Source organism: Streptomyces virginiae (assembly GCF_000720455.1).
In the GTDB taxonomy this organism is placed as follows: domain Bacteria; phylum Actinomycetota; class Actinomycetes; order Streptomycetales; family Streptomycetaceae; genus Streptomyces; species Streptomyces virginiae.
The window spans coordinates 96,468-121,612 of record NZ_JOAK01000001.1 but is presented as its reverse complement, the minus strand read 5'-3'; the positions used below and the strand labels follow the sequence as shown (position 1 = coordinate 121,612).

Annotated in this window: 23 protein-coding genes and 1 pseudogene; 8 read left to right on the top strand and 16 right to left on the bottom strand. The window is 71.4% G+C overall.

Annotation, left to right across the window (positions count from 1 at the left end; translation table 11 throughout):
* Window positions 1–18: 18 nt before the first annotated feature.
* Window positions 19–738, top strand: coding sequence for an ABC transporter permease (locus IG86_RS0100635; protein WP_030647296.1), 720 nt, complete (start codon window positions 19–21; stop codon window positions 736–738).
* Window positions 739–821: 83 nt separating this feature from the next.
* Window positions 822–1,484, top strand: a complete 663-nt coding sequence (locus IG86_RS0100630) for a rhomboid-like protein (protein WP_030816979.1) — start codon at window positions 822–824, stop codon at window positions 1,482–1,484.
* Here the strand turns inward: IG86_RS0100630 and IG86_RS0100625 are convergent.
* Together IG86_RS0100625 and IG86_RS0100620 are read right to left on the bottom strand one after the other, a co-directional pair.
* Window positions 1,481–2,125: a response regulator gene (locus tag IG86_RS0100625; protein WP_030816978.1), complete on the bottom strand. Its 645-nt coding sequence runs from the start codon at window positions 2,123–2,125 to the stop codon at window positions 1,481–1,483. The two genes, IG86_RS0100630 and IG86_RS0100625, sit on opposite strands and share 4 nt — an antisense overlap.
* A 10-nt stretch (window positions 2,126–2,135) precedes the next feature.
* A complete protein-coding gene (locus tag IG86_RS0100620) occupies window positions 2,136–3,125 on the bottom strand; it encodes a sensor histidine kinase (RefSeq protein ID WP_051784898.1) in 990 nt (329 codons plus the stop codon).
* Window positions 3,126–3,288: 163 nt separating this feature from the next.
* Between IG86_RS0100620 and IG86_RS0100615 the strand changes: the two genes are divergently transcribed.
* Complete coding sequence (locus IG86_RS0100615; protein WP_063761482.1) at window positions 3,289–3,837, top strand: hypothetical protein; 549 nt, start codon at window positions 3,289–3,291, stop codon at window positions 3,835–3,837.
* Between the two features lie 137 nt (window positions 3,838–3,974).
* On the opposite strand, the gene IG86_RS0100610 is transcribed toward IG86_RS0100615, so the two are convergent.
* From IG86_RS0100610 to IG86_RS0100570, 9 genes are all read right to left on the bottom strand, one after another.
* Window positions 3,975–4,787, bottom strand: a complete 813-nt coding sequence (locus IG86_RS0100610) for an HAD family hydrolase (protein ID WP_030893926.1) — start codon at window positions 4,785–4,787, stop codon at window positions 3,975–3,977.
* A complete protein-coding gene (serS, locus tag IG86_RS0100605; RefSeq protein ID WP_030816969.1) occupies window positions 4,784–6,061 on the bottom strand; it encodes a serine--tRNA ligase in 1,278 nt (425 codons plus the stop codon). Before serS ends, IG86_RS0100610 begins: the two co-directional genes overlap by 4 nt.
* 524 nt (window positions 6,062–6,585) lie before the next feature.
* The gene (gene pheA, locus IG86_RS0100600; protein ID WP_030026448.1) at window positions 6,586–7,521 is read right to left on the bottom strand and encodes a prephenate dehydratase; all 936 of its coding nucleotides are present in this window, start codon (window positions 7,519–7,521) and stop codon (window positions 6,586–6,588) included.
* Between the two features lie 42 nt (window positions 7,522–7,563).
* Window positions 7,564–8,850: an iron uptake transporter deferrochelatase/peroxidase subunit gene (gene efeB, locus IG86_RS0100595; RefSeq protein WP_385871273.1), complete on the bottom strand. Its 1,287-nt coding sequence runs from the start codon at window positions 8,848–8,850 to the stop codon at window positions 7,564–7,566.
* Window positions 8,847–10,823 carry a copper resistance CopC/CopD family protein gene (locus IG86_RS0100590; protein ID WP_030893920.1) on the bottom strand — a complete coding sequence of 659 codons (1,977 nt, stop codon included), beginning with the start codon at window positions 10,821–10,823 and terminating at the stop codon, window positions 8,847–8,849. The genes efeB and IG86_RS0100590 overlap by 4 nt, the downstream gene beginning before the upstream one ends.
* Before the next feature lie 22 nt (window positions 10,824–10,845).
* On the bottom strand, window positions 10,846–11,325 hold the full coding sequence (locus IG86_RS0100585; RefSeq protein ID WP_030816961.1) for a copper chaperone PCu(A)C: 480 nt from the start codon (window positions 11,323–11,325) through the stop codon (window positions 10,846–10,848).
* Window positions 11,322–11,978 carry an SCO family protein gene (locus tag IG86_RS0100580; RefSeq protein WP_030816958.1) on the bottom strand — a complete coding sequence of 219 codons (657 nt, stop codon included), beginning with the start codon at window positions 11,976–11,978 and terminating at the stop codon, window positions 11,322–11,324. The genes IG86_RS0100585 and IG86_RS0100580 overlap by 4 nt, the downstream gene beginning before the upstream one ends.
* 76 nt (window positions 11,979–12,054) lie before the next feature.
* Entirely contained in the window at window positions 12,055–12,780 is a 726-nt protein-coding gene (locus IG86_RS0100575; RefSeq protein WP_030893917.1) for a YcnI family copper-binding membrane protein, read from the bottom strand.
* Between the two features lie 110 nt (window positions 12,781–12,890).
* Window positions 12,891–13,718 carry a hypothetical protein gene (locus IG86_RS0100570; RefSeq protein ID WP_030816953.1) on the bottom strand — a complete coding sequence of 276 codons (828 nt, stop codon included), beginning with the start codon at window positions 13,716–13,718 and terminating at the stop codon, window positions 12,891–12,893.
* A 261-nt stretch (window positions 13,719–13,979) separates the two neighbouring features.
* Between IG86_RS0100570 and IG86_RS0100565 the strand changes: the two genes are divergently transcribed.
* Complete coding sequence (locus IG86_RS0100565) at window positions 13,980–14,423, top strand: ATP-binding protein (RefSeq protein WP_030816951.1); 444 nt, start codon at window positions 13,980–13,982, stop codon at window positions 14,421–14,423.
* Between the two features lie 75 nt (window positions 14,424–14,498).
* On the opposite strand, the gene IG86_RS0100560 is transcribed toward IG86_RS0100565, so the two are convergent.
* On the bottom strand, window positions 14,499–15,965 hold the full coding sequence (locus IG86_RS0100560; protein WP_030893914.1) for an aminopeptidase P family protein: 1,467 nt from the start codon (window positions 15,963–15,965) through the stop codon (window positions 14,499–14,501).
* Window positions 15,966–16,083: 118 nt separating this feature from the next.
* Window positions 16,084–17,637, bottom strand: coding sequence for a PP2C family protein-serine/threonine phosphatase (locus IG86_RS0100555; protein ID WP_078905755.1), 1,554 nt, complete (start codon window positions 17,635–17,637; stop codon window positions 16,084–16,086).
* A gap of 396 nt (window positions 17,638–18,033) precedes the next feature.
* Between IG86_RS0100555 and IG86_RS0100550 the strand changes: the two genes are divergently transcribed.
* The gene (locus tag IG86_RS0100550; protein ID WP_030893909.1) at window positions 18,034–18,792 is read left to right on the top strand and encodes a bifunctional DNA primase/polymerase; all 759 of its coding nucleotides are present in this window, start codon (window positions 18,034–18,036) and stop codon (window positions 18,790–18,792) included.
* A gap of 109 nt (window positions 18,793–18,901) precedes the next feature.
* The gene (locus IG86_RS0100545) at window positions 18,902–19,474 is read left to right on the top strand and encodes a hypothetical protein (protein WP_037941782.1); all 573 of its coding nucleotides are present in this window, start codon (window positions 18,902–18,904) and stop codon (window positions 19,472–19,474) included.
* 182 nt (window positions 19,475–19,656) lie between these two features.
* On the opposite strand, the gene IG86_RS0100540 is transcribed toward IG86_RS0100545, so the two are convergent.
* The 3 genes and pseudogenes from IG86_RS0100540 to IG86_RS0100530 all read right to left on the bottom strand — a co-directional run bounded on the left by IG86_RS0100540 (window position 19,657) and on the right by IG86_RS0100530 (window position 22,343).
* The gene (locus IG86_RS0100540) at window positions 19,657–20,631 is read right to left on the bottom strand and encodes a DUF5926 family protein (protein ID WP_030647241.1); all 975 of its coding nucleotides are present in this window, start codon (window positions 20,629–20,631) and stop codon (window positions 19,657–19,659) included.
* A 237-nt stretch (window positions 20,632–20,868) separates the two neighbouring features.
* A pseudogene (locus tag IG86_RS0100535) lies at window positions 20,869–21,470 on the bottom strand (ATP-binding protein).
* A gap of 84 nt (window positions 21,471–21,554) precedes the next feature.
* Complete coding sequence (locus IG86_RS0100530; protein WP_173429155.1) at window positions 21,555–22,343, bottom strand: glycerophosphodiester phosphodiesterase; 789 nt, start codon at window positions 22,341–22,343, stop codon at window positions 21,555–21,557.
* Between the two features lie 236 nt (window positions 22,344–22,579).
* On the opposite strand from IG86_RS0100530, the gene IG86_RS0100525 reads away from it, so the two are divergent.
* Together IG86_RS0100525 and IG86_RS0100520 are read left to right on the top strand one after the other, a co-directional pair.
* Entirely contained in the window at window positions 22,580–24,148 is a 1,569-nt protein-coding gene (locus IG86_RS0100525) for a trypsin-like peptidase domain-containing protein (RefSeq protein ID WP_030893905.1), read from the top strand.
* Between the two features lie 89 nt (window positions 24,149–24,237).
* Window positions 24,238–25,143, top strand: coding sequence for a LysR family transcriptional regulator (locus IG86_RS0100520; RefSeq protein WP_030816930.1), 906 nt, complete (start codon window positions 24,238–24,240; stop codon window positions 25,141–25,143).
* Window positions 25,144–25,145: the final 2 nt, after the last annotated feature.

Sequence of the window (25,145 nt, the reverse complement as noted above, 5' to 3'; positions counted from 1 at the left end):
GAGCTGGCACCCATGTACGTGTACGACCCCACCGTTGCCCGGCTCACCTACCGGGCCCTGCTCGGCCGACGCCGCGCGCTGATCCTCTTCGCGCTTCCCGCCCTGCTGATCGTCATCGCCTTCGTGGTCCGTGCCTTCGTCGGTGTGGACGACAAGGTCGCTGCCGACCTCCTCGGGGGCTTCGCCCTCGCCACGATGGTCCCGCTGATCGGTGTCATCGCCGGCACCGGTGCCATCGGCCCCGAGATCGACGACGGCTCCATCGTCTATCTGCTGGCCAAGCCGGTGAAGCGCCCGAAGATCATCATGACCAAGCTGATCGTGGCGATCGCCGTCACCATGGCCTTCTCCGCCATCCCCACCCTGATCGCCGGCTTCATCCTCAACGGCAACGGCCAGCAGATCGCCGTCGCCTACACCATCGCCGCACTCGTGGCCTCGATCGCCTACAGCGCACTGTTCCTGCTTCTGGGCACGGTCAGCCGGCACGCGGTCGTCTTCGGCCTGGTCTACGCCCTGATCTGGGAGTCGCTTTTCGGCAGCCTGGTCTCGGGCGCCAAGACCCTCAGCGTCCAGCAGTGGGCCCTGGCCCTGGCCGAGAAGGTCGCCGGGGAGGGCTACGTCGACGCCACGGTGGCCCTGCCCACGGCCTCGGTCCTGCTCGTCGTGGTCACCGTCGGAGCCACGGTCTACGCGGGCCAGAAGCTGCGCCGCCTCACGCTGGCCGGCGAGGAGTAGGCCCGGCCGCCGCACTCGCGCAACCGTGCCCCGCCCGGCCCATCGGCCAGGCGGGGCACAGCTTTGCGGGTCATCATCGGTGCATGAGCGAGCGAACCGACCCGGAGCCTTCCCGGCCCCTGCGGTCCTGGATACGTTCCTCGCCCGGAACGCACATCTGGCTGCTGATCATCGCCGTGACCAGCATCATCGTCGCGATAGCCCCCGACCAGGTGGACCGCGTCCTGCTCCACCGCAACAGCAGCAACATCCACCAGCTCGTCCAGCACCCCGTCCGAGCACTCGTCAGCAGCGCGTTCTGGATCGCCAACCCTGCCTCACTGGCCCTGTACGCCGTGCTCTTCGAGGTGTTCCACGCCCCCGTCGAACGCTGGCTCGGAACCCTGCGCTGGCTCGTGATCGTGGCCACCGCCCATGTCGTCGCCACCCTGATCAGCCAGAAGGTCCTTCTGACGGCCATCCAGGACCACCGTGCCCCGCGCAGCATGACCCACGTCGTCGACATCGGCGTCAGCTACGGACTCGCGGCCTCCATCGGTGTCCTCACCTACCGGCTCCCCAGTCCCTGGAGATGGTTCTACCTGGCCGGCGCGATCGCCTTCTTCGGGATCCCCCTCGCCACCGGAGGCACCTTCACCGACCTCGGCCACGCCATCGCGCTCGCCGTCGGACTGCTTTCCTGGCCGCTCACGCGCCACGCTGTTTCACGTGAAACAACGCCGGCGTTTCACGTGAAACGTCACTAGTCGGCCTCCGCTTTCGCTACGCCGTGCTCCCATGCCCATGCGGCGATCCCCACCCGGTTCCGGGCCCCGGTCTTCGCCTGGACGTTCGCGATGTGGGTCTTGGCGGTGCCCGCGGTGATGAACAGCTCCGCGCCGATCTCGGCATTGGTGAGCCCCCGCGCCACCAGCCGTACGATGTCCAGCTCCCGCTCCGTCAGCGGATGAGCCGCCGGTCGGGCGACCGGAGCAGGCTGCGTCAGCCGGCTCAGCAGGCGCACCGTGATCTGCGGACTGATCAGGGTGTCCCCCGCCATGGCGGCCCGTACGCCCTCGATCAACAGCGCCGGTCCGGACCGCTTCAGCAGAAAACCGCAGGCTCCGTTGCGCAGCGCGGTGTGCACGTACTCGTCGAGGTCGAAGGTGGTCACGACCACCACCCGCGTCTCGGGCGCCAGCAGCCGGGTCACCTCCAGCCCGTCGAGCCGCGGCATCCGGATGTCCGCGAGCACCACGTCGGGCCGCAGCTGCCGGGCCAGCGCCACCGCGCTCTCGCCGTCCGCCGCCTCCCCCACGACGGTCATGTCGGGCTGCGAATCGAGGATGAGCCGGAAGCCGCTGCGGATGTCCTCTTGGTCGTCGGCTATCAGGATGCGTGTGGTCACGCCGCCATGATCACCTGGGGGCGTTCTCCTGTGCCGGGAAGACGGCGCAAACCTGCCACCCGCCGTCCTCGTCCGTCCCGGCCCGCAGGGTTCCGCCCGCCGCCTCCACCCGCGCCCGCAGACCGGCCAGCCCGGTACCGCCCCGCCTGCGGCGGGCCAACAGCCCGCCCCCGCCACGGGGAGCCGCGGAGTTGGTCACGCTCAGCTCGATACCCGCGCCCGCCCGGCGTACGGCGACCCGGACCACGGCCGCTCCGGGCGCGTGCCGGCGTACGTTCGTCAGCGCCTCGACGGCCACCCGGTAGGCGGTGGTGTCCGCCTCCCGCGACAGCTCCCTCACCGCCACGGGGTCGGCGTCCAGGGCTCCGCCCTCGAAGCGCTCCACCAGCTCCGGCAGCCGGGCCAGCCCCGGAACGGGAGCCGTCGGCCCGCCTGCGGCCTCCTGCAGCGCGTGCACGGTGCGGTCCATCGACGCCAGCGCGCTCAGTCCCGCCGTCTCGATCCGCTCCAGCGCGCGAACCGCCTGCCCGGGATCCTGCTCGGCCACGAACCTCGCGGCCTGCGCCTGCACCACGATGGCGCTCACGTCGTGCGCCACGAAGTCGTGCAGGTCCCGGGCCAGTTCCAGCTGCTGGTCGCGCCGCGCATCGCGTACGGCCTGCTCCATCCGGGTCGCCTGGCGGCGCAGGTAACCGCCGGCCAGTGCGGCCCCGAGCGCCGGGACGGCCCAGAAGCCCGCCACGCCGCAGAGGTCCAGCCACGAGCCGGTCTCCCACACCAGCGGCAGCGGCCACACCGAGACCGCGACCAGGCCCAGCACCCCCGCGACGGTCCCCGAACGCACCGGCGACCAGCGGGCCACCAGGGCGAGCAGCAGGAGCAGCAGGCCCGCCCAGCCGAGCAGCCACGTCGCGGGCATGCCCAGGACGGTGGCGGTGATGCCTGCGAGCGCGGCAGAAGCCAGCAACGGGGCCCATACGACACGGAGGTTGACGCTCATGAACCGACCCTACGAGCGCACGCGGACGGCCGGCCATCTGCCGTTCGGCAGATCCGCGCCGCCCGGCGGCGCCGTCCGGCCTGCTGATCGGCGGATGGTCCGCAGAGCCGGGGCCGAGGAGGCTGGAGCCGTCAACCAGCCCCTCCCGGACAGGACTTGGACGATGACCCCGACCGCCACATCCGCCTCACAGGCACTGGACGCCGTACCCGGGGTCTCCGTACGGCTGCGCCGGCTCGCAACGTTCGCCTCGCTGACCGTCGTCCCCAGCTGCGTGTGGCGGCTCGCGATCGCGGCCGGCATCCCCATGGGCTGGGGCCCCGGCAGCGATCTGCACCACTCGTACTACCCGGGCCGGGAATCCCTGGTCCTCCTTCTCGTCACCCTCCTGCAGGAAGGCCTGGGCCTGTTGAGCCTCGGTCTGGTCCGGCGCTGGGGCGAGGAGCTGCCCCGCTGGATCCCCCGGCTGGGCGGGCGCCGTTTCCACCCGCTGGTGGCGGTGGTCCCCGCGGCGCTGGGCGCGCTGGCGCTCACCGCCATCACCTGCCTCGGTGCCGTGACGTGGAACGAGGTCAACGCCGCGAACCCCGACGCGCCCACCGGACTCGCCCTGTGGATCTTCAACGTGAGCTACGCACCACTGCTGCTGTGGGGGCCGCTGCTGGGCGTGCTCACCGTCGCCTACTTCAGGCGCCGCCGACTTCTCGGCTGATGCGAGGAAAATCGCTGGTAAGGGCGACGGGGCCGGGGCAGAGTGAGTCGTGCGGGGAGCAACAAAAGGTCCGGGGCAGCCACTTCGAGCGCGCCTTCTGGCGCGGGCTGCCCCGGACCTCTCGTACGTCCTGCGCGCTATGCGGCGCCCACCAAGCGCTCCAGCACGACCGCGATCCCGTCCTCCTCGTTGGAGGTCGTCACCTCGTCGGCCACCGCCTTGAGCTCCGGATGGGCGTTGGCCATGGCCACCCCGTGGGCGGCCCAGCCGAACATCGGGATGTCGTTCGGCATGTCGCCGAAGGCGATCGTCTCCGCCGCCTTCACCCCGAGCCGGCGCGCGGCCAGGGACAGGCCCGTGGCCTTCGTCAGGCCCAGCGGCAGTATCTCGACGATGCCGGGACCCGCCATGACCACGTCGACCAGGCTGCCCACGGTCACCCGGGCCGCCTTGACGAGCTGGTCGTCGTCCAGTTCCGGGTGCTGGATGTAGAGCTTGTTGAGCGGCGCCGTCCACACCGCGGCGGTGTCCTCCAGGTAGAGGGCCGGAAGGCCCTCCTGCACCTGGTAGCCGGGCCCGAAGAGGACTTCCCCGTCCACCCCGTCACGGCTGGCGGCAAGGGCCAGCGGACCGACCTCCGCCTCCAGCTTCGAGAGCGCCAGCCCGGCCAGCTGCCGGTCCAGCGTCACCGAGGTCAGCAGCCGGTGCGCACCCGCGTCGTAGACCTGGGCGCCCTGGCCGCAGACGGCGATCCCCTTGTAGCCGAGATCGTCCAGTACGTGCCGGGTCCAGGGGACGGCGCGGCCGGTGACGATGATGTGGGCCGCGCCCGCCGCGGTGGCCGCGACGAGCGCTTCACGGGTGCGTTCCGAGACGGTGTCGTCGCCACGCAGCAGCGTGCCGTCGAGGTCGGTCGCGACGAGCTTGTACGGGAACGGGGCCGGGCTCACTTGTTGATCGGCTCCAGGACCTCGCGGCCGCCGAGGTACGGACGGAGCGCCTCGGGCACCCGCACGGAGCCGTCGGCCAGCTGGTGGTTCTCCAGGATCGCGACGATCGTGCGCGGAACCGCGCACAGGGTGCCGTTCAGCGTGGACAGCGGCTGGGTCTTCTTGCCGTCGCGGTAGCGGATCGACAGGCGGCGGGCCTGGAAGCTGTCGCAGTTCGACGCGGAGGTCAGCTCGCGGTACTTGCCCTGGGTCGGGATCCACGCCTCGCAGTCGAACTTGCGCGAGGCGGAGGCGCCCAGGTCACCGGTGGCGACGTCGATCACCTGGAACGGCAGCTCCAGGCTGGTCAGCCACTGCTTCTCCCACTCCAGGAGCCGCTGGTGCTCGGCCTCGGCGTCCTCCGGCGCGACGTACGAGAACATCTCGACCTTGTCGAACTGGTGGACGCGGAAGATGCCGCGGGTGTCCTTGCCGTACGTACCGGCCTCACGGCGGAAGCACGGGGAGAAGCCGGCGTAGCGCAGCGGCAGCTTGTCGCCCTCGATGATCTCGTCCATGTGGTACGCGGCGAGCGGGACCTCGGAGGTGCCGACCAGGTAGTAGTCGTCCTTCTCCAGGTGGTAGACGTTCTCCGCGGCCTGGCCGAGGAAGCCGGTGCCCTCCATGGCGCGCGGGCGGACCAGCGCCGGGGTCAGCATCGGGATGAAGCCGGCCTCGGTGGCCTGGGCGATGGCGGCGTTGACCAGCGCCAGCTCCAGCAGGGCGCCCACACCGGTCAGGTAGTAGAAGCGCGAGCCCGAGACCTTCGCGCCGCGCTCGACGTCGATGGCGCCCAGGAGCTCGCCGAGTTCCAGGTGGTCCTTGGGCTCGAAGCCCTCGGCGGCGAAATCGCGAATGGTGCCGTGCGTCTCCAGGACGGTGAAGTCCTCTTCGCCGCCGACCGGCACGTCCTCGTGGACGATGTTGCCGAGCTGGAGGAGAAGGCGCTTGGCGGCTTCGTCGGCCTCGTTCTGCTCGGCCTCGGCGGCCTTGACGTCCTGCTTGAGCTGTTCGGCCTTCTTCAGCAGCTCCGTCCGCTCCTCCGGGGAGGCCTTCGGGATGAGCTTGCCGAGCGACTTCTGCTCATTGCGCAGTTCGTCGAAGCGCATGCCAGAGGACCTGCGGCGCTCGTCCGCGGAGAGCAGGGCGTCGACGAGTTCGACGTCCTCTCCACGAGCGCGCTGCGAGGCGCGGACACGGTCAGGGTCTTCACGGAGCAGCCGGAGGTCAATCACCCCTCCAGGCTACCGGGCTGGGCTTCCTGGGATCACATCGATATCACGCTGCGTGTCGCTATGTCCCAATTGCAACGAATGGATAAGTCTTGATCGCTGACCGGAAGTGACCCTTCTCGGACTGTCAATAAAAGCGGTCCCATTCCCCGAAAAGGGGCACAATGCCGGATCCCGAGCGGGCCCTGAGCAGGGCCGGAGAAGGTTCTTGTCCACAGGAATTGTGACCGTCCGCAGCTTATCCACAGGCTGTGTGCTGCATCTGTGGACACAGGAATAGATCATTCCTGATCGGCGGATGGCCGAGGTGAATCGGGGTTCAAACCGCCCTCACACACTCATTCGGGTGGGAATGACTCGCTCCAAAGAGTTGAACGGGGATGCAGGGGTGACGGCGTTCACCTACCGCTTCCCCGCGCGAAACCTGGGCCCCCCGACCGATTTGTCGACCTTGTCGCGCCGCTCTGTCGACTTGTCCCCAGGTCCCCATCTCCGCCTGTGGATAACTCTGTGGACAGTGGACGACGCTACGCCCGGCCGTCGAGGCAGCGTGCCAGCCAGTCGGAGGCAGCAGTGAAGTCGCCATCGGACGTTCCGGCCCGCGGGGAGCGGACGTCACTCTGAGCGACACCGGCCCGGGGGTAGGAGCCCAGGAAGCGGACCTGCGGGCACGTCCGCTTGAGGCCCATCAGCGCCTCGCTGACCCGCCGGTCGGAGATGTGGCCCTCCGCGTCGACGGCGAAGCAGTAGTTGCCGATGCCCTGTCCGGTCGGACGGGACTGGATCAGCATCAGGTTCACCCCGCGGACCGCGAACTCCTGGAGGAGCTCCAGCAGCGCACCGGGGTGGTCGTCGCCGAGCCAGAGCACGACGGACGTCTTGTCCGCGCCCGTCGGAGCGGCCGGCCGCGCTGGGCGTCCCACCAGGACGAAGCGGGTCTCGGCGTTCTCCGCGTCGTGGATCTCGGTGACCAGTGGGACGAGGCCGTAGGTGGCGGCGGCGAACTCGCCCGCGAAGGCGGCGTCGAAGCGCCCTTCCTGGACCAGCCGGGCGCCGTCGGCGTTCGACGCCGCCGACTCCCACACCGCATCGGGCAGGTTCGCCCGCAGCCAGTTCCGAACCTGGGGCTGGGCGACCGGGTGCCCGGTGACGGTCTTCACGTCCGACAGGGCGGTCCCCGGCCGTACGAGCAGGGCGAACGCGATGGGCAGCAGCACCTCGCGGTAGATCATCAGCGGTTCGCCCGAGGCCAGCTCGTCGAGGGTGGCCGTGACCCCGCCCTCCACCGAGTTCTCGATCGGGACGAGCGCGGCCGCGGCCTCGCCGCCCCGCACGGCGTCCAGGGCAGCCGGGACCGACACCATCGGGACGAGCTCCCGGGTCGCGGCTTCCGGCAGGGTGCGCAGGGCGGCCTCCGTGAAGGTGCCCTCGGGACCGAGATACGTGAAGCGGGTGGCTGACATGCGATCAGCCTAATGCCGGGGTGCCGGCCACCGCGGTGCTGTTCACCCTTCGAGCAGCCGCTGGCCCACGTACTCGCCGCTGCGCGGGCCGGGCGGAACCGCGTACAGGCCGCTCGACTCGTGCCGGATGAACGCCGACAGCGCGTCGCCGCGGTCGAGCTTGCGCTGTACGGGTACGAACCCGCGCAGCGGGTCGGCCTGCCAGCAGATGAACAGCAGCCCGGCGTCGGGAGCGCCGTCGGAGCCGATCCCGTCGTGGAAGGAGAAGGGGCGCCGCAGCATGGCGGCCCCGCCGTTCTGCTCGGGGGCCGAGATCCGGGCGTGGGCGTTGGACGGGATGACGGGCTTGCCGTCGGCGCCGATCTTGTCGAGCGCCATCTCGGTGGTCTCCCCGCCACCCGTCAGCGGGGCGCCGGTGGCCTTGGTCCGGCCGATGACCTGCTCCTGCTGCGCGAGGGACTGCTTGTCCCAGTCGTCGAGGAGCATCCGGATGCGCCGCACGACGGCGTACGAACCCCCGCCCATCCAGGCGTGCTCAGCGGGGCCCGGGCCCGCGGCGGGTACGAAGATCCGCCGGTCGAAGTCGGGCTCGGAGGGCTTGGGGTTGCCGGTGCCGTCGACCTGCCCCATGAGGTTGCGGGCGGTCATCGGGGTGCCGGTGGCACCGGGGGACCGGTTGAAGCCGTTCATCTGCCAGCGGACGCGCGCGGCGTCCCCGGCGTCCTTCTGGAGTGCGCGCAGGGCGTGGAAGGCGACGAGTCCGTCGTTCGCGCCGATCTGGACCCACAGGTCGCCGTTGCTGCGCTGGGCGTCGAGCCGGTCGGACGAGAAGTCGGGCAGCGGGTCGAGGGCGGTGGGTCGGCGGGCGCTGAGGCCCGTGCGCTCGAAGAAGGAGTGCCCGAAGCCGAAGGTGACGGTGAGGGAGGACGGCCCGGCGTCGAGCGCGATACCGCTGTCGGCGGTCGGGGCGGTCTCGCCCGCCATGAGCCGCCGAGCGGTGTCGGACCAGCGCCGCAGCAGCGCGGCGGCCTCGGTGCGGCCCGCTCCCGCGGCCAGATCGAAGGCGACGACGTGCCCCTTGGCCTGCAGGGGTGTGGTGATGCCCGCCTGGTGGTCCCCGTGGAACGCCACCTGGGTGGCTCCGAGGGAGGAAAGGCTCCCTGCCGCTCCGGTGGCGGAGCCGCTCCCGGAGCCGGCGAGCGCGGAGTGCGCGAGGGCGCCGCTCGCGCCGCCGAGGGCCAGGCCGGCGGCGCCCGCGGCGCCGACGGTGCCCAGCAGCCGGCGCCGGGAGATCTCGATGTCGGGGTTGCTCTCGGTCACGCTGGTCAGCCGATCTTCACGGTCTTCTGGACGGTGGTCTGGTCGATGTCGGACGTACGGACGGTCACGTCGATGCGCCACTCGCCGGCGAGCGGCAGTTGGACGCCGGATGCGGTCCAGTGCCCGGGGGAGGCATGGTCGGGCAGGACCGGGAGGGGGCCGATGTCCTTGGCCGGCAGGGTGAAGGCGACCTTGATCTCGGGGAGGTCGAAGGGCTGCCCGTCGCCGGTGTCCGCCCAGAGGTGCAGGGTGTTGGCGCCGACCCGGCCCGGATCGAGCTCCAGCCGGACCGACCCCTTGCCGTTCTGGCCGCCGGTGTCGAAGGGCAGGGTGATCTTCACTGCGCGGTCGGGGACCGCGGTGGCACTGGAGCCGCGGGCCGCCTCCTGCTCGACCGTGCGCCCCGGCTCGGTGCTCGTGAGGACCGTGGTCACGACGAGCAGGACCACGGCGATCGCCGCCTCCGCGAGGACCGAGCGGCGCAGGCCGGCGCGGTCCGGGTCCGCGTCACGCACCCGCTTCTCGCGTGCGTTCTCCAGGGCGGCACGCTGCCGGGCGAGCTGTGCGGCTCGCTTGGGGTCGGCGGCGTCGGCCGGGACGGTGACCGTCGCGGCGACGGGCGATGTTTCACGTGAAACATCGTCGGCCGCGACCTCCTGCCCACCCGCCTCCGAGGCCGCCCCTTCGCCGGCCGCCGGAGCCTCCGCGAGCCGGGCGGTCCACTTGCGGGACATGTAGGCGACGCCGAGGAGGACGGCGACCAGGGCGACCTTGAGGAGCAGCAGCCGCCCGTACTCGGTTCCGTTGAGGGCGGACCAGCTGCCGGTCTGACGCCAGGCCTGGTAGACGCCGGTGACGGCCAGCACGACCACGCTGACGAAGGCGACCCCGGAGAACCGCCGGACCGCCGAGCGCTCGATCCCGGGGACCTTGTGCAGGGCGACGAGCAGCGCGGAGAGTCCGCCGAGCCAGGTGGCGACGGCCAGCAGGTGCAGGATGTCGGCGGGCATGGCGAGGCCGGGCTGGATACCGGTGGACGCGTGCTCGGAGAGGGCCCAGGTGGCCGCGATGCCGCCGGCGACCACGGCGCCGCCGATGGCCAGGCCGAAGGTGAGGTCGCCGGTGTCCCTGTCCTCTTCCTCGCTCGTGGCGTCCTGCACATGGCGTGCGTACACCCCGAAGAGCACCGCGACGAAGAGGGCGGCCGCGCCCAGCAGGAGCAGCCGGGACACCAGCGACGCCCCCGTCTTGGTCTCCAGGACCGCCCTGAGCCCGTCCAGGTCGAAGGCGTCGGCGAACCGTCCGGACCCCGTGTACGGAGTCCGGAGCACCAGCATCGCGAGGGTGGCGGCGGTCAGGGTGACCCAGGCCCGCACGACCAGCTTCTGGAGCGGCCGCTCGGCGGCGCCCCGGTGCCAGCACAGCAGGATGAACGCCGCGCCGCCGACCAGGACGGTGAAGCCGGCGTAGGCGGCGTAGCGGGCGATGCCGTAGGCCATCCCGACGGGTCCGCCGCCCGCCGTCGTGGTGGGGAGGGAGACCTCGGTGGCCGAGGGCGCGCCGATGGAGAAGGTGAACGCGCCGGAGATCGGGTGGCTGTCGGCGGAGACGGCCTGCCAGGCGACGGTGTAGGTGCCGTTGGGCAGGCCGGAGTGCAGGGCGGTGCCGTAGCGGACGGTGTTGCCGCTGCACATGTCGCGCAGCTCACCGGTGTCCACCCGCCTGCCCTGGGGGTCGAGGACGCGGATGGAGTCGTCGCCCATGGCGACCTGCTCCGAGAAGGAGAGGGTGACCTGGGCGGGTGCCGTGGCGACCACCGCCCCGTCCGTGGGGTCGCTCGCGGTGAGTGCGGCGTGCGCCGTGGCCGGTGCGGCCGCGGTGAACAGGGTCGCCAACAGGGCTGCGAGGACCAGCGCGAGCCGCGGCAGCAATGCCGTGGCACGGGCGCGGGCCGTGGAGGGGGCGGGGGCGGTGGCCGTCATGGCGTTGTCGGTCCTCGGTCCGTCAGTGGCCGCTGTGGGCCGTGGATGTCGGGGCCTGCGCGTTGTACGTGCGGTCCTTCACGTCCAGCTCGACCTTGACGGAGCCGGCCTTCTCGAAGCGGAGCTCGACGGTGACCTTGTCGCCGACCTTGGGAGTGCTCTTGAGCCCCATGAACATGATGTGGTTGCCGCCGCGCTCCAGCCGGAGCTCGCCGTCCGCCGGCACGTCCATCGACTGGACCTGCTGCATCTTCTGGTCCTTGGTCTCGTGGATCTGGAGATCGTCGGAGAGCGGTGAGGTGGCACCGGTGAGCTTGTCGGGGGTCTCGGTGGGGTTGCTGATGACCATGAAGGCACCGGCCATCTTGTCGTTCACCGGCTGCGGCATGAAGGCGCCGCTGACGGTCATCTTCGGCTCGCTGTCGCCGGAGCAGCCGGATATGGCGAGCGCTGCCGTCAGGGAGAGGGCGGCGGCGAGGATGCGGGTGGTGCGGGTGTTCACGGGTTCTCCCCCTTGATGAGCTTCGGCAGGTCCTTGGCGTAGTCGTCGACGGTCGTGCCCTCGCCGTAGAGGACGTAGCCCTCGTCGGTCTTGGGCGAGAAGGCGATGACCTGCGCGCCGTGCATGGAGACGACGCTGCCGTCGGCCTCCTTCTTGGCGGGATCGATGCCGATGCCGAGGGTCCGGGCGGCGGCCTGGATGGTCGCGAAGTCCCCGGTGAGTCCGACGAAGGACGGGTCCTGCGCCTTGAGCCACGCGCCGAGGGACTCGGAGGTGTCCCGTTCGGGGTCGGTGGTGACGAAGACGACCCGGAGGTTGTCCTGGTCCTCCTTGGGGAGGTTCTTCTTCGCCACGGCGATGTTGCTCATCGTCAGCGGGCACACGTCGGGGCAGTTGGTGTAGCCGAAGTAGATGAGCGTCGGCTTGCCCTTGGTCTGCTCGCGGAGGTTCCACGGCTTGCCGGTGGTGTCTGTCAGGACGAGTTCCGGCTTGTTGAACGGGCGGTCCAGAACGGTGGCGGCCTTGTCGCCGCTCTGGCCGCCGGCGATCTGGGTGACCCCGCTGCTCTTGACGGGTTCAGCGCCGCCGCAGGCGGTCAGGGTGAGTACGGCCGCGGCGAGGAGCGCGGCGGCCGTCACACGTGTGGTGCGCATGGAGAGATGTCCCTGGGATCGGGGATGTAGGGATGCTGGGGATGTACGGAGCGACAGCGCCCGGGGGCGCGGCACGTCAGGCGGAGCGACGACGCGAGGCGACGCCGAAGGCGACACCGCCGAGTCCGATGACGATGCCGGCGATGCCCAGGGCGCGCGCGGTGGTGTCGGAGCCGTGGTCGGCCGCGGCCTCGTCGTGGCCGTGCCCGGCGGCGTCCTTCTCCGCGTTCTTCGCCTCGTCGGTCTTGGCGCCGGCGTGGTGGTCGTCGCCCTTCGCGGCGGTCAGCTTCAGCACCGGTGCCGGGGTCTGCGGCTCCGCGGCGCCTTCCTTGGCCTCTTCGATCCAGCGCACGACCTCGTTGTTGTCGTAGGTCTGGATCGCCTTGAAGACCATCTGGTCGGCGTTCTCGGGGAGCTTGCCGACGGAGACCGGGAACTGCTGGAACATGCCCGGCCCGATCTTCCCGCCGGACCAGGTCACCTTGGTGACGACCTCGTTGACCTGCTTGCCGTGCACGGTCAGCGGCTTGTCGAGCTTCGTCTTCTCGACGTTCACGGTCCAGCCGGGGACGTCCTGCGGCATGACGGACGTGAGGGGCTGGTCGACCGGGAAGTTGACCTCGAGCTGAGTGGTCGAGGCGTTGTCGCGCTCGTTGGGGACCTTGAAGTTGAGCGTCGCGTACCCGCCCTTGGCGGCTTCGCCGACCGGCTGTACGCCGACGTGCGCGAAGGCGGTGCCGGACAGGACGAGGACGGAGCCGGCGGCGAGGGCGGCGGCGAAGGAGACGCGAGAGGTCTTCATGGCAGAAACACTCCACGGAAGCAGTGGTGGCGGTCGCTCCGCGCACGGGCGCGCGCGGAGTACGCGGCACCGGTGCCCCCGATGTGTGTTCCGGGGAGGTGGGTGCCGCGTCAGGCTGCGAGGGCGAACGCCGCGGGCGGCCCGCGGCGGATCACCGTGTGCTGGAGTGCTTCCCGGCCCGTCGGGGCCGCGTGGTCGGCTTCGGTCCGGCGACCGGTCCGCGGGGTGCGGGCGGGCGCGCCGAGTCCGGCGCCCAGGGCGCGTACGAAGGCCAGCGCGGCGCGCAGCGGGCGTACCGGGGCGGCCTCGGCGGTGAGCCGGGACAGTTCGACGAGCCGGAAGAGCGCGGCGTCGCCGCGGCCGAGCAGCCAGCCGGCGACGAGCGCGGCCAGCAGGTGCCCGAGCAGCATGGCCGGGCTGAACAGGCCGGTCTCGGGTGCGGTGGTGACGGCCCGGGCCGCGTGCGCGTGCGCCCCGTGGCCCTGCTCCGCGACCTGCCCGGCCTGGGCGGCCAGGGCGGCGGGGTCCAGGCCCGCGGCCTCAAGGATCCGGCGGGCGTCGGCCGGGCTCAGCGGGACGGAGTTGCCCCCGCACACCAGGCGGGAGGCGAGTTCCGCGAGCGAGCCGTCGGACGCGCCGCCGGGTGCCTGAGCCGCCGCCGCTGTGCTGTGCTGGCCGAGGCCGAACAGCGCGTGCAGGGAGAGCTGCCCGGCGGTGAGCCCGGCGGCGATGCCGGGCAGTGTCCGGCGGCGTCCCGCGAGCGGGGCCGCGACCGCGAAGACGGCGAGGAAGCCGATGCACAGGGACCACCAGGGCACGGTGGCGCAGGACGCCAGGGCGTGCCCGGCCGCGGACAGCACGACGCAGACCGCGGTGAACACCGCGGCCCGGATGAGCCGGAGGCCGGCTCCGGCGTGCGTCGCGTGGGGGTCAGACATGGCCGGGTCATCATCGCACTGCGCTGATGTCCTCCATACGGCAGGTCCGGAAGGTCCGCATGAGCCCGCTCTGCGAAGGCGGTCCCCACAGGTCCGCTCCCGCCGCGGACGCGGTCCGGCCCTCTCCTCGGCGTGGTCCGGGCCGCACGCCACCGCATACACCGCCCTCCGGGCGAGCCGCATCCGCCGGACGGGCGCAATGGGGTCCCGGTACGGCCCAAGGGCGCTTACGGCCCCTCGCGGGCGGCAATAGGTATCCGTATGAGCATCTGGTGGTCTCTCCACTTGAGGCGCGAAGCCGCGAGCGTGTCGCTCGCCAGGCGACTGCTGCTGGGGACGATGGAGACCGCGGGGGTGGACCCGGACATCTCCTTCGATCTCTCGGTGGCGCTGAGCGAGGCCTGTGCGAACGCGGTGGAGCACGGCGGGGGCGGTGACATCCCGGACGAGACCGAGGCGTACCACGTCACGGCCTATCTGGACGGGGACTGCTGCCGTATCGAGGTGACCGACTCCGGTCCGGGGTTCCCGCCCGCCACGGTGGCCCGCCGCAGACCCGCCCTGGCCGAGCACGGCCGGGGCCTGCACCTGATCGCCGAGCTCTCCGACCACGTCCGGTTCCGCAACCGGCCGGGCCGCGGCGCCGTGGTGAGCTTCGACAAGATGCTGAAGTGGCGCGACGACGCGCTGCTGAAGGTGTCGTAGTACGCCGGTGGGCGGGACCCCGTACGGGATCCCGCCCACCGACACGCTCCGGCGCGGACGCCGGTCCTCGGGACGTCAGCCCTTCAGGCGCGCCATCCACGCCTCGACGTCGGTCGAGGTGCGGGGCAGCCCGGCCGACAGGTTCCGGTTGCCGTCCTCGGTGACGAGGATGTCGTCCTCGATCCGGACGCCGATGCCCCGGTACTCCTCGGGCACGGTCAGGTCGTCGGCCTGGAAGTAGAGGCCCGGCTCGACGGTGAGGCACATGCCAGGCTCCAGCGTCCCCTCCACGTAGGCCTCGGTGCGCGCGGCGGCGCAGTCGTGGACGTCCATGCCGAGCATGTGGCCGGTGCCGTGCAGGGTCCAGCGGCGCTGCAGGCCGAGCTCCAGGACGCGCTCGACCGGGCCCTCCAGCAGACCCCATTCGACGAGCTTCTCGGCCAGCACGTGCTGGGAGGCGTCGTGGAAGTCGCGGAACTTCGCACCCGGCTTCACCGCGGCGATGCCGGCTTCCTGGGACTCGTAGACCGCGTCGTAGATCTTGCGCTGGATGTCGGTGTACGTGCCGCTGATCGGCAGCGTGCGCGTGACGTCGGCGGTGTAGAGGGAGTGGGTCTCCACACCGGCGTCGAGCAGCAGCAGGTCACCGGAGCGGACGTCACCGTCGTTGCGGACCCAGTGCAGGGTGCAGGCGTGCGAGCCGGCGGCGCAGATCGAGCCGTAGCCGACGTCGTTGCCCTCGACGCGGGCGCGCAGGAAGAAGGTGCCCTCGATGTAGCGCTCGGACGTGGCCTCGGCCTTGTCGAGGACCTTCACGACGTCCTCGAAACCGCGGACGGTGGAGTCGACGGCCTTCTGCAGCTCGCCGATCTCGAACTCGTCCTTCACGGCGCGGGCCTCGGAGAGGTAGACGCGCAGCTCCTCGTCGCGCTCCTTGGTCACCTTGTCGGTGAGGGCCGACTCGATCACCGAGTCGTGGCCGCGCACGTTGCGCACCGGGCCCTCGGCCTCGGTGAGGGCCTCGGCGAGTTCGCGGACGTCCTTCGCGGGGATGCCCAGGAGCTGCTCGGCCTCGGTGAGGGAGTGGCGGCGGCCGACCCACAGCTCGCCCTGGCCGGACAGCCAGAACTCGCCGTTCTCCCGGTCGGAGCGCGGCAGCAGGTAGATGGTCGCGGTGTGCCCGGCAGGCCCGGACGGCTCCAGGACCAGCACGCCGTTCTCGGTCTGGTCGCCGGTGAGGTACGCGTACTCCGTCGAGGCGCGGAAGGGGTACTCGGTGTCGTTCGAGCGGGTCTTCAGCCGGCCCGCGGGGACGACCAGGCGCTCACCGGGGAAGCGCTCGGACAGCGCGGCACGCCGGGCGGCGGTGTGCGCGGCCTGCGCGATCGGCTCCAGGCCGTGCAGCTCGGTGTCCGCCCAGCCGGTGCGCATGTTCTCGGCGAGTTCGTCGCTGACGCCCGGGTACAGACCGTTCTTGCGCTGCTTGTGCGTCTTCTTGGGCTGCTCTTCTTCCGGGGTCTCCGGGGTGAGCTCGTCAGCCACGTCTTCTCCTCAGCTACGACGGTACGGACCTGGGTGTGGACCTCATCCATCGTATGCGTGTACGGGGAAGGCGTGGTCCGGATCGTGCGGGTTGTCACGGTCCGGGACCCGCGGCGGATCACTCGAAGCGGGCTGCGAGCAGCACGATGTCCTCAGGGGCGTCGGAGGGCCCCCCGTCGGGCAGCACGGTCCGCAGGATGTGGTCGCACAGGGCCGCCGGGTCCTCCCGGGCGGCGCGGGGCACGCCCGCGGCTGCCGCGTGCAGCCGCGCGTAGGCCCGGTCCATCGGGTCGCCGGTGTGGCGCAGCAGCCCGTCGGTGTACAGCAGCACCGTTTCTCCGGGAACGGGTTCGATCTCCATGCTCGGCGCCTCCCAGCAGGACAGCATGCCCAGGGGGGCGGAGAGCGAGGTCTCCACGTACTCGGTGCGGTGCTCGCCGATCAGGAGCGGCGGGGTGTGTCCGGCCCCCGCGAGGATGATCTTGCTGCCCCGGCCGTCGGCCTGAGGTCCTCCGGCGGGCTCGCAGTAGGCGAAGAGCGCGGTGGCGCAGCGGGCGGGTTCGGTCAGCCGCAGCAGCAGTTCCAGGTCGGACAGGACGGCCACAGGGTCCTCGCCCTCCATGACGGCGTAGGCGCGCAGTGACGCGCGCAGCCGTCCCATGGCGGCGACGGCGCTCGGGCCGGAGCCGGTGACGGATCCCACGGCCAGTCCCAGGGCGCCTTCGGGCAGGGGCAGCGCGTCGTACCAGTCGCCTCCGCCGCGCGGTCCCGTGTGGTGGCGGGCCGCGAGCTGGACCCCGGGGATCCGGGGGAGGCGGCTGGGCAGCAGCTCCTCCGCGACGGTGGCCAGGCGGGTGCGGGATCGTTCCACCTCCAGCATCCGCGCCAGGTGCTCGGCGGCGTGCCGCACGTACAGCCCGGCCAGGTCGCGCTGGCGGTCGTTCGGTTCGGCCTGCTCGTCGTAGAGCCATACGGCGGCCCCGAGCCGGCCGGTGGCCTCGGCGGTCAGCGGGAGCGCGTAGCTGGCGGCGTAGCCCAGGCGGGCGGCGACTTCGCGGTGGCGGGGGTCCACCGGGGCTGCGAACCCGCCGGTGCCGGGGGGCGCGTCCGACTCGGGGAGGAAGTCGGAGCCGCCCTGGGCGTCGGGCAGTCCGTCGAGGATCCGCCCGTAGGGGGTCGCGCTGCGCGGCACGGTCTCGATGTGGCCCAGTTCGGCGTGGCCGAGGCCGAGGCCGATCGTGGTGGTGGGGCCGAGCCCGTCGGAGGGCTCCAGGACGATCAGGCCGCGGCGGGCGCCGACGAGTGCGGCCCCGGCGCGCAGGAACTCGTGCAGGGAGGTGTCGAGGTCGCCTGCGCGGGCGAGGCGCTCGGTGAGCTCGTGCAGGGTGGTGAGGTCCGAGACCATGCCCGCCAGGCGGTCCTGGATGAGACTGCCCGCGGCCGGCGCGGGGGCCGGCGCCGGGGTGGTCCGGGCGGGCGCGGGCGCCGCAGTGTGCGGTGACGCGGTGACTGCTGGATCGATTCCAGCCACTTTCGGCAGATGCGGGGCGCTCATGGCGTCCGCCTTTCCACCTGGTGCGATTCGCCAAATAGCATCGCAAACCCCCAGATCGTGCTGCGCCGCCATCAAGGAATCCACATCTACACGCACACATGGATGCATGTCCAGCATTGCCCAGGTGGGAATCCTGGTGTCCGTGAGGCGGCAACTCACTGTCGGGCCAAGGCTAGAACTTGGCCGGAAAAAGCTGGAAGCAGTCGGTTTTTGAGGTCGACTGGACGAGCTCCGTAGGGGGGTCGGGTACGTACTCGGTGGTGGCTGAGGTCAGTTGGCGTACCGGGAACCACTCGGTCGCGGGTCGTCGTCCTTAGTGGCGGCAGCCGGTCTCGGCGGTCGGCGCGGGTCGCGCTCCATCCCCGCCGGACGTTTGATGGACCCGTAAGAAACTGCACGAACCGTGTGTACCTGCCTCTGGCGGACAGTGACGCGAAACCTGTACGTGTGGTGAGTCTCCGGTTACATGGTGTGATGTGGCCCTCGGCGTTCAACGGAAAGGAACGAGCGCTCATGCGCGAGATCCTCGGAAGGCGTCTCCAGCGGCTCCGCGATCGCTTTCAATCCCTACGCCCCGACCGGGTACACAGCGGCGGTACTTCCTCCCTCCTCGAAGCGGCGCTCACCTGCGCCACCACGTTCCAGTGGCCCGTCCTGCCCGGCGTCGGCCGGTCGAGTACCGACGGGGCGCGCTGCGCCTGCCCCGACCCCGACTGCGCCGTCCCGGGCGCGCATCCCTTCGATCCGGGTCTGCTCGCCGCCTCCACCGACCCCCGGATGGTGGCCTGGTGGTGGACCAACCGGCCCACCGCGCCCGTCCTGATGGCGACCGGCGGATCCGCCCCCTGCGCGGTGAGCCTCCCGGCCGCTGCGGCCGCGCGGGCCCTCGTACGACTCGACGCGCAGGGCATGCGCCTCGGGCCGGTCGTCGCCACCCCCACCCGGTGGGCGCTGCTCGTGGCGCCGTACTCGCTGGAGCGGCTCGGGGAACTCCTCTACGCGAAGGACCATGTTCCCTCCTCGCTGCGGTTCCACGGCGAGGGCGGCTACCTGCTGCTGCCACCGTCCGCCGCGTCCAGTGGCGGCCAGGTGCGCTGGGAGCGCGAACCCCGTCCGGCGCCTCCGCGTCCGGCGGATCCGAAGTCCCCTGGCGCACGGGCGCCGCAGGCCTCGGGGACCGAACTCTGGCTGCCCGACGTCGAGGCGGTCGTGGACGCGCTGGTCGAGGCGAGCAGCGGTGCGCCCGGCGGCGGAAGCCGGCTCGCGTACTGACCTGCGAGGTCCCGCAGGATCACTCGTACGGGTGCCAGCGGGACGAGTTTCCAAGGGAATTGGGCGCGGGGATCTCCGCGCCCCTTTCCCGCATCGCTATCTTCGGCGAATGAATCTCCGCCTGATCGGTATCGGCGCCGGTGTGCTGATCATCTTGTCGCTCCCGCTCGCCGGCGCGATCGCCGGGCCTGATTTTGCCGGTCAGGATGACGGAAAGGGCGGCGGCCTGTTCAAGACCCTCGGCCTTTCGGAGCCCGCTCGCACCACCCCCGCGCCGGCCGGCCGCCCGGCGGCGCCCGCCGCGACCGAGCAGTCCGGCCCGGCGGAGCAGCCCCGTACGGATTCCCGTTGCGGCCCCGAGCTGTCCTCGCCCCACGGAGTGGAGGCGCAGACGTGCGTTCTCGTGGCCGAAGGCCGGACGTGGGGCAGGAGTTACTACCGGAACACAAGTGGTCGCGCGCTGGATGCCGTGCTGACGGTGATGGGGCCGGCCGGGCGCACGGTGCAGATCGCCTGTGCGGTCGGCGCCGGTGACGAACCCGGTCTGTGCGAGACGCCCAAGGAGGACTCGGCCGGGGAGCCGGAGAGTTACTCCGCAGTTGCGGAGTTTGCAGTTCCGGATGATGAAGGGAAGCTGCTCTTGCGGTCCGGGAGCAACTCACCGGCACCGGGTGACGGTTGAGAACCGCCGTAAAAGGAAGGGCCCGGTCGCTGGCGACGGGGGATGCACCAGCGACCGGGCTACAAGAACGGTAACAAGAGATCGCCTGTTCGCAAATTCGATCTCTGATATTCAGACACCGATTTGCAGACGATTAGCGGGAGTTGTGACTCCGGTCACCGGCTCCGGGCGTCCGCGCGGCGTCAGCTGAGGGTCACCTGGCGGTTGGTGAGACCGCCGCGCGCCCTGCGCTCCTCCGTGGTCAGCGGAGCATCCGTGGCCAGCGCCTTGGCCAGCCGCTCGGCGAGCTCCGCCGCCGGCTTCTCGACGTCGTCGGCCGTCACTCCGGTCGGCAGGTCCCAGACCGGGACCATCAGCCCGTGGGCGCGGAAGGAGCCGACGAGCTTCGTGCCCTCGCCCAGCGAGGACGTGCCGGCCGCGTGCAGTCGCGCGAGGGCGTCGAGCAGCTTCTCCTCGGGGTGCGGCATGACCCAGCGCAGGTGGTTCTTGTCCGGCGTCTCGCACCAGTAGGCGGCGTCTACGCCGGTCAGCTTGACGGTGGGGATGGCGGCCGCGTTGGCGCGCTCCAGCGAGGCGGCGATCTCCGGGGACGCGTTCTGGCCGCCCTCGGATTCCGGAATCCAGAATTCGAAGCCGGTGTGCACAACCGGCTCGAAACCGCCGTCGGCGTCCAGGAGATCCTGAAGTCGGGGACCCTCGGCGGGGACCCGGCGGGCAGCGACCGGAGTTCCCGGCTCCGCCACGAGCGCCCGCTCCAGGGTGTCGGCCATGTCGCGGCTCAGGTCCCCGGTGGACGTCTCGTTCTGCAGGCCGAGCAGGACGGACCCGTCCTCGCGACGCAGCGCCGGCCACGCCATGGGCAGTACGGTCACCAGCGTGACGGAGGGGACGCCCTCGGGCAGGCCGCCCTTCAGCGACAGCGGGATGGTGGCCGCGGGCACCAGCTCGCGCAGCGCCACCCAGTCGCACTCGCCCGGCAGGCCCTCGAAGGGGCGCTGGACGTGCTCGGTGACGGCGTGCGCGGCGGCTGCGCCGTGGCAGGCCTTGTAGCGGCGCCCGGATCCGCAGGGGCAGGGCTCGCGGGCGCCCACAACAGGGATTTCACCGTTGTTGAGCTGCGGCTTTGCAGACTTGGCTGCGGGGCGCTTCTTGGCCATCGTGCGTGTCTCCCGGTTGCGGCGGTACGGCGTCGTGTCTGGGCGCGAGCCTAGCCGTTCGTACCGCCGGAACCGGTGGGGTGCGGCCGGGAGCACGGTCGGCGTGCGCTCCCGGACGGCCGCCTGTACGGATGACCGGTACTGCTGTGCTGCTGCTGAGCTGTTGTGCGGTCGGTTGAGCTGTTGTGCGGTCAGGGATGCCGGTGCCAGGGTGTCCTGGGTTCCGGATCCGCGGGTTCAGACATCGAGATCGTCGAATGCCGTACTGAAGTCGATCGCCGGGGGCGCAACGCGCGTAGCGAAATCGTCGTGCCGGGGCCCACAGGCGACGATCACCCAGACGGTGACCTCACCCGCCGCTCCGTCCCGGACACCCCAGTCCTGGGCCAGGGCGCTGATGATGTTCAGCCCCCGGCCGCCGCGTGCGGTGACCGAAGGCGTGGAAGGAACAGGCCGGGTCGGCCCACCCCCGTCCGTGACCTCGACCGTCAGCCGCCCCGCCCTGTCGATGCGCCATGCGGCGCGTATCTCCCCGTCCCCGACTTCCCGCGCGCCCAGTGGCCTGCCGTGTCGGCAGGCGTTGCTGAGCAGTTCGGAAAGGATCAGTACGGCATCGTCCACGACCGATTCGGCCACCCCGCTGATACGCAATTGTTCGCGCATCCGGTGCCTGGCCTCACCCACGCCCGCAGGACCATGGCGTACGTCCATGCACGACGACGTGGGCACTTCTTGTGCCACCACCAACGCCACCCCCGGAACCTCCTTAGCCCCACGCATGGTCTGGATGCCCCTTTGGCCTGGACCGGAAACCGCCGAAGGGGGCCGCTCTGACGCATTCGCGCGGCCGAATGCGGAGCGGATGCGCCGGAGCACACCCTGTGACGGGCGGGGTGGGGGTGGCGGGTGCGCAAATGGGGACGTCAGCGCCCCAGTTGGGACAGAACTTGACGGGGTCTGTTCGTGATGATCGCTTCCACACCCATATCAGCGCAGAGCTGAACGTCTTCCGGCTCGTTCACTGTCCATACGTGCACGGAATGGCCGGCGTCCTGAAGCTTGCGGATGAAGCCCGGATGGTTGCGGACGATCCGCATTCCGGGGCCGGCGATGGTCACCCCGGCAGGGAGCCGCCCGTCGCGCATCCGGGGCGAGATGAACTGCATGAGGTACACGGTCGGGACCGTCGGTGCGGCGGCCCGCACCCGGTGCAGGGAGCGTGCGGAGAAGCTCATGACCCGGACCGGGTGGGGTCCGCCGGGCGGCGGGGCGTCCAGGCCGAAGCGCTTGAGGAGGAACAGGAGGCGCTCCTCCACCTGTCCGGCCCAGCGGGTCGGGTGCTTCGTCTCGATCGCGAGCTGTACCGGCCGTCCGGCGTCCGCGACCAGCTCCAGCAGGCGCTCCAGGGTGAGGACGGAGGTACGCTCGGGGTCGCCGTCCCAGTCGGGGGACTCCTCGCGGTCCTTCCAGGAGCCGAAGTCGAGGGCGGCGAGATCGGCCAGCTCCAGGGCGGAGACGGCGCCGCGGCCGTTCGAGGTGCGGTTCACCCGGCGGTCGTGGACCAGGACCAGATGGCCGTCGGCGGTGAGCCGGACGTCGCATTCGAGGGCGTCCGCGCCGTCCTCGATGGCCTTGCGGTAGGCGGCCAGGGTGTGCTCGGGGGCGTCCTCCGAAGCGCCGCGGTGGGCGACGACCTGGATGGTGCGCGGCATTGCGTGGGTCACCGGGTCATGGTGCCACCGTCAGCCCCCCGGCGGTCGAGGTCCGGCCCTGCGAGTGCGTCCGAAATGTCGGACATAAAGAATGGGGGGAGATGCACAGGTCCGGCTTACAGTGCTCTGACGGGGCATGGGAAAGGCTTTGCCCTGGAACTTGTACGGCACGTCGAACGTTCAGCCGGATCGATATCGCCAGATTCTGCAGCTGTGTGTGACGAGGAGAGAGAGCTGTGAGCACCGAGAACGAGGGCACCGCGGCCCCCACACCCCCCGCGGCCCCGTCCGTAACCCCTGCTCAGGGCTCCGAGACGGCGGCGGCCCCCGGGCCCGCTCCGCGGCCGGACCACGCCCCGCAGGACGCCGCCCCGGCCGCCCCGCCTGCCGCACCCGCCGCGGCGCCCGCCGCTGGTGAGCAGGTGACCCAGCAGCTTCCGCCGACGCCCGCGCCGGGCAGCGAGCCGACCCAGCAGATCCCGCCGGTGCCCGCGGCGCAGGCGCCGGGCTACGGCCAGGACCCCGCTTACGGCCAGGCCTATGGCCAGGCTCCCGCCCCGGCCGCGCACGGCGCCGAGAGCTGGCCGCCCCCGCCGCCCACTGTGCCGGCGTACGGCGCCGGCGGCGCGGGCGGTGGCCCCGTGTGGGGCGCTCACCCGACCGCCGACGGCGCCCCCGGGCCCAAGTCCAAGGGCAAGGGCGGCATGATCGCGGCCGTGCTCGTGGCGGCCCTCGTCGCGGGTGGCATCGGCGGCAGCGTGGGCTACTGGGCCGCCGAGCGCAGCAACAACGGCAGCGGCTCGACCACCATCAGCGCGACCAACACCCCGAAGGACCTCAAGCGCGAGGCCGGCTCGATCGCCGGACTCGCCGCGGGCGCCCTGCCCAGCGTGGTCACCATCGAGGCCTCGGCCGGCGACGGCGAGGGCGGCACCGGCACCGGGTTCGTCTACGACCAGCAGGGCCACATCCTCACCAACAACCACGTGGTGGCCTCCGCCGCGAACGGCGGCAAGCTCTTCGCGACCTTCTCCGACGGCAAGCGGTACGACGCCGAGGTGGTCGGCCGAGCCCAGGGTTACGACGTCGCCGTGCTCAAGCTGAAGAACCCGCCTGCGGGCCTCAAGCCGCTGGCGCTCGGCGACTCCGACAAGGTCGCGGTCGGCGACGCCACGATCGCGATCGGCGCACCGTTCGGCCTGTCCAACACGGTCACCACCGGCATCGTCAGCGCCAAGAACCGCCCGGTCGCTTCCGGTGACGGCACCGGCAGCAAGAACTCGTACATGAGCGCGCTCCAGACGGACGCCTCGATCAACCCGGGCAACTCCGGCGGACCGCTTCTCGACGGCCGCGGCGCGGTCATCGGCATCAACTCCGCGATCCAGTCGGCCGGGAACGGCGGTTTCGGCGGCGGTCAGGCTGGCTCCATCGGCCTCGGCTTCGCCATCCCGATCAACCAGGCCAAGAACGTGGCCGAATCGTTGATCAAGACGGGCAAGCCGGTCTACCCGGTGATCTCGGTCTCCGTGGACCTCCAGGCCAAGGCCGAGGGCGCGAAGATCTCCGACCAGGGCGCGGCCGCCAACGAGCTCGTCGACCCCAACGGGCCGGCCGGCAAGGCGGGCCTCAAGCCGGGCGACATCATCACGGACTTCGGCGGCAAGCCGGTGGACAGCGGCCCGACCCTGATCAGCATGATCTGGACGTACAAGCCCGGCGACACGGTGAAGCTGACCTACCTGCGCGACGGCAAGCCGACCACCGTCGACATCACCCTCGGCTCGCGGGTCGGCGACAAGTAGCACCACCGGCCACGGCAGTGGCCCGGTGACGAGGGGCCGTGGGCGGGATTCCGCCCACGGCCCCTCCAACGTCCGCTTATGCTTCGCTGGTGTTCGATTCTCGGCACATACGGACGTTCCACACGGTGGTCGCCTCCGGTTCTTACTCGGCGGCCGCCCGCGTGCTGGGGTACACCCAGCCCGCCATCACCCAGCAGATGAAGGCGCTCGAACGCGCCGTCGGCACCCCGCTGTTCACCCGCGTGGGCCGCAAGATGCAGCTCACCGAGGCCGGGGAGTCCCTCTCCCGGCACGCCGAGACCATCCTCGGCAACATCTCCGCCGCCGAGGCCCAGCTGCGGGCGTACGCACGCCTGCGCACCGGCCGCGTCAGGCTGTGCGGCTTCCCCAGCGCCAACGTCACCCTCGTCCCGGAAGCACTGAGCGGCCTGGCCAAGGACCATCCCGGCGTACAGGTGGAACTGCTGGAGGGGGAGCCCCCGGAGTCGCTGCGCCGGCTGGAGCGGGGCGAGTGCGACATCACGCTGGCCTTCACCTATCCCGGCCTGCACGAGGAGATACCCGAAGAGGTCGCCGAGGTCAGGTTGCTGGAGGACCAGCTGACGGTGCTGCTGCCGACGGGGCATCCGCTGGCCCGGCGCCGCGCCGTGCACCTGGCCGACCTCGCCGAGGAGCGGTGGATCGCGGGCTGCCCGCGCTGCCGGGCGAACCTGCTGCACGAGTGCGCCGAGCTGGGCTTCGTGCCCGACATCCGCTTCGCCACCGACGACAACCTGGTGGTGCAGAGCCTGGTGGCACAGGGCCTTGGCGTGGCGATGATGCCCGCGCTGGTCCTCCCCTCGCTCTCACTGAGCCGGGTCTGCGGACGGGCGCTCCAGCCTGCCGCGCGCCGGCACATCGCCGCGTACGTCTACCGGGACCATCTCCGGATCCCGGCGACGGCCGTGGTGCTGAACGCGCTGAAGCAGGTGGCCGCGAACCGGGTCGGCTGCTGACC

Excerpts from the sequence above, each read along its gene's own strand:
- IG86_RS0100530 (WP_173429155.1), bottom strand. The coding sequence starts at position 22,343 with ATGCCGCGCACCATCCAGGTCGTCGCCCACCGCGGCGCTTCGGAGGAC.
- IG86_RS0100630 (WP_030816979.1), top strand. The coding sequence starts at position 822 with ATGAGCGAGCGAACCGACCCGGAGCCTTCCCGGCCCCTGCGGTCCTGG.
- IG86_RS0100590 (WP_030893920.1), bottom strand. The coding sequence starts at position 10,823 with ATGACGGCCACCGCCCCCGCCCCCTCCACGGCCCGCGCCCGTGCCACG.
- pheA (WP_030026448.1), bottom strand. The coding sequence starts at position 7,521 with ATGTCAGCCACCCGCTTCACGTATCTCGGTCCCGAGGGCACCTTCACG.
- IG86_RS0100565 (WP_030816951.1), top strand. The coding sequence starts at position 13,980 with ATGAGCATCTGGTGGTCTCTCCACTTGAGGCGCGAAGCCGCGAGCGTG.
- IG86_RS0100570 (WP_030816953.1), bottom strand. The coding sequence starts at position 13,718 with ATGTCTGACCCCCACGCGACGCACGCCGGAGCCGGCCTCCGGCTCATC.
- IG86_RS0100620 (WP_051784898.1), bottom strand. The coding sequence starts at position 3,125 with ATGAGCGTCAACCTCCGTGTCGTATGGGCCCCGTTGCTGGCTTCTGCC.
- IG86_RS0100580 (WP_030816958.1), bottom strand. The coding sequence starts at position 11,978 with ATGCGCACCACACGTGTGACGGCCGCCGCGCTCCTCGCCGCGGCCGTA.
- IG86_RS0100575 (WP_030893917.1), bottom strand. The coding sequence starts at position 12,780 with ATGAAGACCTCTCGCGTCTCCTTCGCCGCCGCCCTCGCCGCCGGCTCC.
- IG86_RS0100550 (WP_030893909.1), top strand. The coding sequence starts at position 18,034 with ATGCGCGAGATCCTCGGAAGGCGTCTCCAGCGGCTCCGCGATCGCTTT.
- IG86_RS0100615 (WP_063761482.1), top strand. The coding sequence starts at position 3,289 with ATGACCCCGACCGCCACATCCGCCTCACAGGCACTGGACGCCGTACCC.
- IG86_RS0100540 (WP_030647241.1), bottom strand. The coding sequence starts at position 20,631 with ATGGCCAAGAAGCGCCCCGCAGCCAAGTCTGCAAAGCCGCAGCTCAAC.
- IG86_RS0100545 (WP_037941782.1), top strand. The coding sequence starts at position 18,902 with ATGAATCTCCGCCTGATCGGTATCGGCGCCGGTGTGCTGATCATCTTG.
- IG86_RS0100555 (WP_078905755.1), bottom strand. The coding sequence starts at position 17,637 with ATGCTGGACATGCATCCATGTGTGCGTGTAGATGTGGATTCCTTGATG.